This window comes from Caulobacter sp. S45 (assembly GCF_903642205.1).
Taxonomy (GTDB): Bacteria; Pseudomonadota; Alphaproteobacteria; order Caulobacterales; family Caulobacteraceae; genus CAHJWH01.
The window spans coordinates 1-9,611 of the sequence record NZ_CAHJWH010000124.1 but is presented as its reverse complement, the minus strand read 5'-3'; the positions used below and the strand labels follow the sequence as shown (position 1 = coordinate 9,611).

The 9,611-nt window shown below is 68.8% G+C and carries 11 protein-coding genes; 3 read left to right on the top strand and 8 right to left on the bottom strand.

Translation table 11 applies throughout. The features are described 5' to 3' along the window. Position 1: 1 nt before the first annotated feature. On the bottom strand, positions 2 to 457 hold the full coding sequence (locus HUV06_RS11995; RefSeq protein ID WP_174301501.1) for a cupin domain-containing protein: 456 nt from the start codon (positions 455 to 457) through the stop codon (positions 2 to 4). Positions 458 to 561: 104 nt separating this feature from the next. Here HUV06_RS11995 and HUV06_RS11990 point away from each other — a divergent pair, with 104 nt between their 5' ends. Further along, complete coding sequence (locus HUV06_RS11990) at positions 562 to 1,038, top strand: hypothetical protein (protein ID WP_174301500.1); 477 nt, start codon at positions 562 to 564, stop codon at positions 1,036 to 1,038. On the opposite strand, the gene HUV06_RS11985 is transcribed toward HUV06_RS11990, so the two are convergent. Then, a complete protein-coding gene (locus tag HUV06_RS11985) occupies positions 1,035 to 1,715 on the bottom strand; it encodes a dienelactone hydrolase family protein (RefSeq protein ID WP_254601082.1) in 681 nt (226 codons plus the stop codon). The genes HUV06_RS11990 and HUV06_RS11985 overlap by 4 nt on opposite strands. A gap of 119 nt (positions 1,716 to 1,834) precedes the next feature. Between HUV06_RS11985 and HUV06_RS11980 the strand changes: the two genes are divergently transcribed. After that, positions 1,835 to 2,053 carry a DUF2188 domain-containing protein gene (locus HUV06_RS11980; protein ID WP_174301498.1) on the top strand — a complete coding sequence of 73 codons (219 nt, stop codon included), beginning with the start codon at positions 1,835 to 1,837 and terminating at the stop codon, positions 2,051 to 2,053. A 47-nt stretch (positions 2,054 to 2,100) separates the two neighbouring features. Here the strand turns inward: HUV06_RS11980 and ychF are convergent, their stop codons facing one another. From ychF to HUV06_RS11955, 5 genes are all read right to left on the bottom strand, one after another. Next, a complete protein-coding gene (gene ychF / locus HUV06_RS11975; protein WP_174301502.1) occupies positions 2,101 to 3,198 on the bottom strand; it encodes a redox-regulated ATPase YchF in 1,098 nt (365 codons plus the stop codon). 199 nt (positions 3,199 to 3,397) lie between these two features. Further along, positions 3,398 to 4,024 (bottom strand): aminoacyl-tRNA hydrolase, encoded by a 627-nt coding sequence (gene pth / locus HUV06_RS11970; RefSeq protein ID WP_174301497.1) that lies wholly within the window; start codon positions 4,022 to 4,024, stop codon positions 3,398 to 3,400. A gap of 37 nt (positions 4,025 to 4,061) precedes the next feature. After that, on the bottom strand, positions 4,062 to 4,694 hold the full coding sequence (locus HUV06_RS11965; RefSeq protein WP_174301496.1) for a 50S ribosomal protein L25/general stress protein Ctc: 633 nt from the start codon (positions 4,692 to 4,694) through the stop codon (positions 4,062 to 4,064). A gap of 159 nt (positions 4,695 to 4,853) precedes the next feature. Next, a complete protein-coding gene (locus tag HUV06_RS11960) occupies positions 4,854 to 5,981 on the bottom strand; it encodes a hypothetical protein (RefSeq protein ID WP_174301495.1) in 1,128 nt (375 codons plus the stop codon). Between the two features lie 123 nt (positions 5,982 to 6,104). Then, complete coding sequence (locus HUV06_RS11955) at positions 6,105 to 7,043, bottom strand: ribose-phosphate pyrophosphokinase (protein WP_174301494.1); 939 nt, start codon at positions 7,041 to 7,043, stop codon at positions 6,105 to 6,107. Positions 7,044 to 7,227: 184 nt separating this feature from the next. Here HUV06_RS11955 and HUV06_RS11950 point away from each other — a divergent pair, with 184 nt between their 5' ends. Then, on the top strand, positions 7,228 to 7,923 hold the full coding sequence (locus HUV06_RS11950; protein WP_174301493.1) for a methyltransferase domain-containing protein: 696 nt from the start codon (positions 7,228 to 7,230) through the stop codon (positions 7,921 to 7,923). A 34-nt stretch (positions 7,924 to 7,957) separates the two neighbouring features. On the opposite strand, the gene cobT is transcribed toward HUV06_RS11950, so the two are convergent. Then, positions 7,958 to 9,611: cobaltochelatase subunit CobT (gene cobT, locus HUV06_RS11945; RefSeq protein ID WP_174301492.1), on the bottom strand; the 1,654-nt coding region annotated here is incomplete at its 5' end.

The following is a 9,611-nucleotide window of genomic DNA, read 5'->3' as shown; positions in this document are numbered from 1 at the left end:
GTCAGTACGGCCGCCCATCCTTGTGCTGATAGCTGTTCGCCCCTTCGGGAAGCTGCAGGTCGATGTCGGGGTAGTCGCAGAGGTGGCCGTCGTCGCGGCGGCCGGCCTGGAGCAGCACCGCCTCCCGATCGGAGCGGTTCTGGAAATGGTGGCCGTCCGGAACGCCGGCCTTGAAGCCCGCGCAGTCGCCCGCCTTCATGAGCTCCTCGCCTGTGTCGGTGACCAGCACCACTTCGCCGTGCAGCACGTAGACGAACTCGTCTTCGGCGGCGTGCCAGTGGCGCTGGCTGGACCACGTCCCCGGTGGCAGATGCATGCGGTTGACGCCAATCTGGGTCAGCCCCGCAGCATCGCTGAGCCTGATCCCGCGCCGGGCGAGGCAGGGCTGGTCATAAGGCGGCGGATAGCCTGTCCCGGCGCGTACCGGCGCTGTGTCCACGTCGATCTTCTTGGCCATGCGAGCCTCCTCCCTGCGGCCAGTCCAGGGAATGCGCCGCGACCGCCTCCCCTCGCGCCCGCAGCGCCTACGCCTATCTAGCAAGATGAAGCACGGAGGCGGCGATGGCGCATGTGGACGCGTGGCGAAGCTTCCGGCGGATGCAGGGCTCGACCTGCGCGGCGGGCGGCCTGATCTATGCGGGCGCCGCCGTTCATGCCTGGCGGGTTCTGCCGGGGCCGATGTCGCTCAAGGTGTCGCTGATCCTGGTCTTTCCTGCCGTGTTCGCGCTGTTGAGCTTCGTCGCGCCGCTGCAGATCAAGCCGGTGCGGCGGCTGCTCAAGCGCTATGTGTGGATGAGCTTCGCGGCGGGTTTCGGCCAGACGCCGGTCTCTGTGGTCACGGGGCTCGGCCTGCTCGTCTTCGCAGCGGTCTTCATCTACCTGCAGATCGGTGGCGTCGCCGCAGGCGGCCGCTACCCGGCGGGCGTGTTCTCAGGCTATGGCGCGGGCATCGGCATCCTGTTCGCCCAGGCGCTGCTGGCCACGGCCCTCGAACGCGAGCCCAAGATACGGCAGATTATCGAGGCCCAGTCGCCTTAAGCGGCGGCTCCATTGGCCTCGAACAGCTTCAAGGTGCGGGTGCGGGCGAGCTTGGCGGCGGCCAGGTTGTGCGCAGGAGCGCCGTCGTTGTTGAAGCCGTGCCCCGCCTCGTAGATGTGCACCAGCACGTCGTCCCGACGGGCGGCGAAAGCGTGGACCTCCTCCAGCGGGATGTGCTGGTCCAGGGCGCCGAAATGGCAGATCACCGGGCAGAGCGGCTTGTGGCCCGCGTGCTTGGGCGCCATGGAGCCGTAGTAGCTCGACGCCGCCGCCAGGTCCTCCAACCGGGTCGCGGCGATATAGGCCAGCGAGCCGCCATAGCAGTAGCCGACCACGAACACCGGCCCGCGCGGCGCCAGATAGTCCAGGCAGGTCTCGATGTCGGCGATGGCGTCCTCGATCCGGGTGGCCTGCAGGTACTTGAAGCCCTGCTGCAGACCGTCGGGGGTGTGCTCGGCCACGAAGCCCGGCTCGCAGCGGTCGAAGAGGGATGGGGCCAGAACCTCGAAGCCGAGCTTGGCCCAGCGCTCGCAATCATGGCGGATGTAGGTGTCAACGCCGAAAATCTCCTGCAGCACAATCACCCCGCCGCGGCGCCGCTCGCCGTCCTCCAGCCTGGGCTGGACATGAAATGCGGAGAAGACCGCGTCGTCGGTCTTGGAGTTCAGCGGGATCATCTGGCCAGTCATGGGCTGAGGTGTAGACCCGCTCACGGGGATTTGGCCAGCCATGCCCTGCGGCGTACTTGCGCGGCCGGACCGTGAGGATCATCCTGCCTTCACAAGGAGGATACGCCATGAACGCCGTTGTCTTCTACGTCACTCGCCAGCGGAACGGCTGGAGCGTGGAGCGGGACCGGGTGGTCCAGAGCGGCCACGCCCACCGCGAGACCGCCATCGCCTGCGCCCGCAAGGCCGCCGCCGCGGCGAGGGTCAGGGGTCTGTCGAGCAGCATCCGCATCCAGGAGGACGCCGGCGTCTGGCGCGAGGAACGCAGCTTCGCGCCGGTCGGCTGAGCTCTGGGCCTTCCTCGAAGGAGGAAGACACCGTCTCCGCCCGGCGCCTATGTATTGAAGCGGAAGTGCATGACGTCGCCGTCGCGCACCACGTACTCCTTGCCTTCCAGCCGCATCTTGCCCGCCTCGCGCGCGCCGCCTTCACCGTTCAGGGCGACGTAATCGGGATAGGCGATGGTCTCGGCGCGGATGAACCCCTTTTCGAAGTCGGTATGGATGACGCCTGCGGACTGGGGCGCGGTGGCGCCCACCGGGATGGTCCAGGCGCGCGCCTCCTTCGGCCCCACGGTGAAGTAGGTCTGCAGGCCGAGCAGGCTGTAGGCCTCGCGGATCATGCGATTGAGGCCTGGCTCCTCCAGGCCCAGGGTCTCCAGGAACTCGGCGCGCTCGGATGCGTCGAGCAGAGCGATCTCGCTCTCGATCTTGGCGGAGATGACCACCGCCTTGGCGCCGTCTCCGGCCGCGCGCTGCTCCACCCTGGCTGACAGGACGTTGCCCTCGGCCGCGCTCTCCTCGTCCACGTTGCAGACGTACAGCGCCGGCTTGGAGGTGATCAGCTGCAGCATGCGCCAGGCCTTCTCGTCCTCGGGCGGGACCTTGGCGGCGCGGGCGGGGCGGCCGGCGTTCAGCTGCTCCAGGGCCAGCTTGACCAGGCTCAGGGTCTTAGCGGAGTCCTTGTCGCCGGCCTTGGCGCGCTTCTCCAGGTTGTCGTGGCGCTTCTCAAGGCTCTCCAGGTCGGCCAGCATCAGTTCGGTCTCGATGATCTCAAGATCGTCGATGGGGTCGACCCGCCCTTCGACGTGGGTCACGTCGCCACCCTCGAAGCAGCGGGCCACGAAGGCCACCGCGTCGCAGTCGCGGATGTTGGCGAGGAACTGGTTGCCGAGGCCCTCCCCCTTCGACGCGCCCCGCACCAGGCCGGCCACGTCCACGAAGTTGATCCGGGCCGGGATGATCTCCTTGGACCTGGCGATGGTGGCAAGCGCCTCCAGCCGCGGCTCCGGCACGGCCACATCGCCCACGTTCGGCTCGATGGTGCAGAAGGGATAGTTGGCGGCCTGGGCGGCGGCGGTCTGGGTCAGGGCGTTGAACAGGGTCGACTTGCCCACGTTGGGCAGGCCGACGATGGCGACTTTCAGGGCCATGGAGATCTCGGCGGGGGTGCGACGCCTCATCCTTCGACAAGCTCAGAATGAGGCGACTGAAATGTTGATGAAGCGAGTGAAACGGGAAGGACCGGCGGTGAATGCGAGACGGCGCCCAGGGTGTAGAGGGGGTGACGCCTACCTACCGCCTCCTCCTGAGCTTGTCGAAGGACGAGGCGGCCCCGTCACGCCTATCGCCTCACCGCTCCAGCCGTTCCCGGTTGGCCGCCCGACTGTCGAGCTTCTCGGCAGGCGCCAGGCGCGACACCTCGCTCTGGTATCTCTCGTCCTCACCCGCCGCCAGCAGGGGCGCGGCGCCGGCGCAGGCGGAGCATAGGGCCTCCACCCACGGCCGCTCCGCCTTGGGGAAGTCGGCCAGGGCGTAGTGCAGCACCAGATCCTTGTGACCCGGATGGCCAATGCCAAGGCGCGCCCGGCGGAAGTCCGGCCCAAGCCTAGCCCCTATCGATCGCAGCCCGTTGTGCCCCGCCATGCCGCCGCCGAGTTTCATGCGAAAGCGACCGGGCGCAATGTCCAGCTCGTCATGGAAGATCACGAGGTTCGGAAGACCGACCTTGTAGAAGGCGAGAGCGTCGCCCACCGACCGTCCGCTCTCGTTCATGAAGGTCTGGGGCTTCAGCAGCAGAGCGCGAACGGGACCTGCCGGAGTAGGGATCGTCCCCTCGCGCGCCAGCCCCTGGAAGCGCGAACGCTCAGGCCCGAAGTCCCAGCGCGCCGCCAGGGCGTCCACGGCCATGAAGCCGAAGTTGTGGCGCTGGGCGGCATACTTGGGGCCCGGATTGCCGAGGCCCGCCAGGACCAGCATCGCCGTCCCGTCGGGCCGCAGGCGCAGGGCCTAAGCCTCAGGTCGCAGCGGCGCCGGACTGGGCTGTGGCCGCGGCCTCGTCAGCCGCCGCGTCGGCGGCCATCTGCGAGGACGAAGAGGCGATGGTGGCCACGGTGAAGTCGCGGTCGGCGATCGCGGGCTCGGCGCCTTCCGGCAGCGCAATGTCGGAGATGCGGATGGTGTCGCCGATCTCCAGGCCGGTGAGGTCGGCGATCACCTCCTCAGGGATGTGGTCGGCGCGGACCATCAGCTCCACCTCGTGGCGGGAGACGTTCAGCGTCCCGCCGCGCTTCAGACCCGGGGAGGCCTCCTGGTTGCGGAAGTGCACGGGCACGGCGATGCGGATCAGCTGATGCTCGCCCACGCGGTAGAGGTCGAAGTGCATCGGCTTGTCGCTGACGGGATGGAACTGCACGTCCTTGGCGATCACCGACTGGGTCTCCTCGCCATAGCGGAGCGTGACCAAGTGGCCCAGCAGCTTGCCGGTGTAGAGCGCCTTGCCGAAGGCGTTGGCGTTCATAGCGATCGGCACCGGACCGCGCGGGCCGCCGTACAGCACGCCCGGCACCTTGCCCTCTCGGCGCACGGCGCGGGCGGCCCCGCTCCCGGCCTTGGCGCGGACTTCTACGTTCAGCTCGATGTCGGCCATGGTCTTAGTCTCGGAAACGGCGGCGCCGCGCAGAGGGCTGCGCGGCGCGACCTGACGCGGGTAAATCGAAGGCAGGGCTAGTACACGATCCCGTCACTCTAGGCAACGGGCGCCGCCTCAGCCTCCCTCCCCCGCGTCGCGGAAGACAGACCACGAGGCTCAGCGGTGGCCGGGAAGGCTCGCGCTCGCCAGCGGGATGTTGGCCGAGACCGGGAGGCTGACCGCGGTCGCGGCGGTCGGGACCATTATGGCGCCCGGCGGGGGCGTCTCGGCCTGCTGGATCTGGGCCTTGCTGGCGGCCTCGTTGGAGATGCACTGGGCAGTTTCGCCGAGCGCGTGCTCGCCCAGGCAGAAGATGTCCTCGTACCAGGGCACGGCCACCGCCAGACATTGGTAGAGGTTCAGCTTGGCCAGGTTCAGGCAGGCGCCGTCGGTGGGCTCGGTCTCCACCGCCTGGACGGCGGCGGCGTTCTCATCGCCAGCTTCACCCAGAGCCGCCAATGCCGCAAGCGCCAGGCCGCGCTCGACCACGGGCGCGTACGGGCCGGGGATGGATTGGCCATGCACCGCCAGCACCTGGGCCGCAGTGGCGTCGGCGCCGCCGTTCATGGCAAGCTTCAGCTGGTCCACATCACCCGCCTCGCCGTTCATGATGGCGGCGGAGAGCGCCTTGGTCTGGGCCAGGCGGCCGACAGGGTCAATGACCTTGGTCTTGGACCAGGCGGAATGCTGCACGCTGTAGGCGGACTGCTTGATGCGGGCGGCCACGTCGGTGATGCGGCTGCTCTCCACGCCCATGGTGGCCACGATCAGCCCCGCGGCGCTGGCGGCGCCCGGGAAGGCTATGACATAGCGCGGGTCGGCGGCCAGGTGCGCGGCGACCTGGCGGCGCTGGGTGGGGTCGATCGCATAGGTGCGCACGCCCTCCACGAAAGTGCGGTCCTGCAAGGCCAGCAGGGCCGCGTAGGCGATGGACCCCCGCGCCAGCTGGTGCGGCTCATAGGCCGAGCCCACGGCCAGGGACTGCTCCACACCGGCGCCGCTGGTGAAGGCGGCGTTCAGGAGCTCCGCATGCTTGGTATAGGCCCGGAAGGCGGCCGCGTCGGACAGCGCCTCGGCGGACATGGAGACGGAGGGCGGCGGCGGCGGCGCGGGCGCCGCCTCGACCTTGGGCGCTTCCTTCGGCGCGAAGGGCCAGGCGAAGGCGGGCGAAGACGCGGCTGCAGTGGTGAGGAGGACGGCTCCGGAGAGGAGCACGGCCTTGGAGGTTCGGCGGACGCTGGACATCGGGGGACAACCTTCCGGGATACGCAGAAGCTTCGCTGCAAAGGGCCGGGTCGATGGCCGACCCTAGCCCGGCATGCTTAACCGTTCGTCACCACGCCCCCCGCATGGCCCCGAACGCGGGGTTCAGTCGAAGAGCTTAGAGACCGACTCCTCGTTGGCGATACGACGGATCGCCTCACCGATCAGGGGCGCGACGCTGACACGGCGGAGCTTCTCGCAGCCTTCGGTCAGGGCGCTGTTGTCGATGGTGTCGGTGATCACCAGCTCGGTCAGCACCGAGGCGTTCACCCGCTCGGCCGCTGGGCGCGACATGACTCCATGACTGACATAGGCGGCGACGCTATCGGCTCCCTGCTCCGTCAGGGCGGCGGCGGCGTTGCAGAGGGTGCCGGCGGTATCGACGATGTCGTCGAACAGGATGCAACGCCGGCCCCGCACATCGCCGATGATGTTCATCACCTCGCTCTCGCCCGGGCGAGCCCGGCGCTTGTCCACGATGGCGAGGTCGGCGTTCAGCCGATCGGCGAGTTGGCGCGCGCGCACCACCCCGCCCACGTCCGGCGAGACGATCATCAGCTCGTCGGCATAGCGGGTATAGTGGCGGCGGATGTCCTCCGCCATCACGGGGAAGGCCACGAGGTTGTCGGTCGGGATATCGAAGAAGCCCTGTATCTGGCCGGCGTGCAGGTCGAGCGTCAGCACCCGGTCGGCGCCGGCGCGGGTGATGATGTTGGCCACCAGCTTGGCTGAGATCGGCGTGCGGCCGCCGGTCTTCCGGTCCTGACGGGCGTAGCCGAAGTAGGGCGTGACGGCGGTGATCCGCTTGGCCGAGGCCCGCACCAGGGCGTCGATGCAGATCAACAGCTCCATCAGATGGTCGTTGGCTGGGTAGGAGGTTGACTGGATGATGAAGACGTCCTCGCCGCGCACGTTCTCGTCGATGACCAGCCATACTTCGTTGTCGGCATAGCGCTGCATCCGGCGCTTGGTCAGGGGCAGTCCGAGGTAGTCGCCGACATCCTTGGCTAGCTTGGCGTTGGAGTTGCCGGCGAGCAGCTTCATGGGACTTCAGACCTCTCGCGGGCGGCTCGCGCGCTTCCTAGCAGCCACGGGCGAGCGGGCAAGGGCGCGGGGCGTGCCGCGTTCGCCGATGCGACGTTCGGACGGCGAGTGGACAAGCCTGCGATCGACGACCTAAGCCGTCGGGAAGGTGGCGTTCCAGCACTGGAAAAGGTCTCGTACCTAGATGCAGGCGGTTATCGACCTCGTAGAGCGGGACGCCAGGCGCGCCGGTCCGCACGACTACGAAGCCTTTCACGCCCGGCGCTTCAGCTATCTGCTCGCCACCGCGCTCCGACTTCGCCCCGAGGCGCAGCGCGTGCTGGATGTGGGCTCCGGTCCGTTCAGCGCGATGTTGCGCGACGCCTTCCCGGAAGTCTGGACCCTGGGCTTCTCAGGGCAGGCGGAGACCCGCCACATCGCCTACGATTTCAATGCCATCCAGCACGGCGTGATGCCCCAAGCGGACACTGGCTTTGACCTGATCGTCTTCTCGGAGGTGGTGGAGCACCTGCACGTGCCCGCCGCCGCCGCCTTGGTGGCCTTAAAGTCCCTGCTGAACCCCGGCGGCGCGATCCTGATGCAGACCCCCAACGCCGCGGAGATCATGAACCGCGTGGCGCTGCTTTGGGGTCGAAACCCCTATGAGCGGTTGCGCCTGACGCCGATGAACCCTGGCCACTTCCGTGAGTATACCCTGGCCGAGCTGGCCGACGACGCCGAGGCCGCCGGGCTGGAGGTGCTGTTCTCGGAGTACCGCGACTACTTTCCGACCCAGCGGGTGGCGGGCTTCCACCCTGTCCGCTTGCTCCTCGACCAGGCCCGCAAGGTGGTGCCTGCGTTTCGCGGTGGGATCACCATGGCGCTTGCGGTCAAGGCTTGAGCCCTCCTCCATTTTTCTCAAGCATGAAGTCGATCTAGGCCGCGCGCGCCCTGCCCCGCTTGGCCGGATCATGCGGGCCGATCTGGAAGGCGGCGACTGAGCGAGACACCACCCGGGGCGGCTCGTCGAACAGCTCGGCCAGCTTCTCGGTCATGGCCCCGCCCAGTTGCTCGACGTCCACGATGGTGACGGCGCGGCGGTAGTAGCGGGTGACGTCGTGGCCGATGCCGATGGCGATCAGCTCCACAGGCGATTTCGTTTCGACCTCGCCGATCACCTCGCGCAGGTGACGCTCGAGATAGTGGCCGGAGTTGACCGAAAGCGTGCTGTCGTCCACCGGCGCGCCATCCGAGATCACCATCAGGATCTTGCGCGCCTCGGGCCGGCCGAGCAGGCGCTGGTGCGCCCAGACCAGGGCCTCGCCGTCGATGTTCTCCTTCAACAGGCCCTCGCGCATCATCAGGCCGAGGTTCTTGCGCGCGCGCCGCCAGGGCGCGTCGGCGGCCTTGTAGACGATGTGGCGCAGGTCGTTCAGCCGACCGGGCTGAGGCGGCTTGCCCGCCTTGATCCAGAGTTCGCGGGCATGGCCGCCCTTCCAGGCCCGGGTGGTGAAGCCCAGGATCTCCGTCTTCACCCCGCAGCGCTCCAGCGTCCGCGCCAGGATGTCGGCGCAGAGCGCGGCCACCATGATCGGCCGTCCGCGCATGGAGCCAGAATTGTCGATGAGCAGGGACACCACCGTGTCGCGGAACTCGGTGTCCTGCTCCTGTTTGAACGACAGGGGCGCGGTGGGATCGGTGATGATGCGGGTGAGGCGCGAGGCGTCCAGCACCCCCTCCTCCAGATCAAAGCTCCAGGCGCGGTTCTGCTTGGCCATGAGCCGGCGCTGCAGCCGGTTCGCCAGGCGCGCCACCACGCTGGAGAAGACCGCCAGCTGCTGGTCCAGATAGGCGCGAAGCCGCGTCAGCTCCTCCGGGTCGCAGAGGTCGTCGGCGGCGACCACCTCGTCGGAGGCGGAGGAGAAGACCTTGTAGCTGGGCTCCGCCGCCTTGCCCTCCATCGGGTCCGGTCGGCCTCGCTGGGGGGCCTCGTCCACGTCAGGCGCGTCGTCGGCGACCTCGCTGTCCTCGCCGGCCTCCGCATCGGCCGCCTCCTCCGCAGAGCGGCTCTCGCTGGAGCTGTCCTGCTCCTCCTCTGGCGGGGCAGCCTCGCTTTCGGAAGGCTGGGGCTCCTCGCCCTGCTCGCCTGAGTCCGGCTCGCTGTCGGCCTGGGGCTTCTCGTCGCCGCTCTCCTCCGAGCGGTCTGTGGAGGCGTCCTCACCCATGCCCATGTCGGAGATGATCGCCTTGGCTATCCGAGCGAAGCCCGCTTGGTCGCCCATGGCCAGCGCCAGCCGGTCCAGGTCACGGCCGGCCTTGTCCTCGATCTCGGCGCGCAGCATGGCGACGACGCCGCGGGCGCCATCCGGCGGCGCCTCCCCGGTCATGCGCTCGCGCGCCATCAACGCCAGCACGTCAGCCAGCGGCGCCTTGGTGCGGTCCTCCATGCGGGCGAGGCCTTTGCGCTCGACCTCGGTCTCCAGCACCGCGCGCAGGTTGGCGCGCACGCCGCCCAGCGCCACCGCCCCGATCGCCTCCTGCCGCGCCTGCTCCAGCGCCTCGAACACGCCGGCGGCGGCGGCGTCAGCC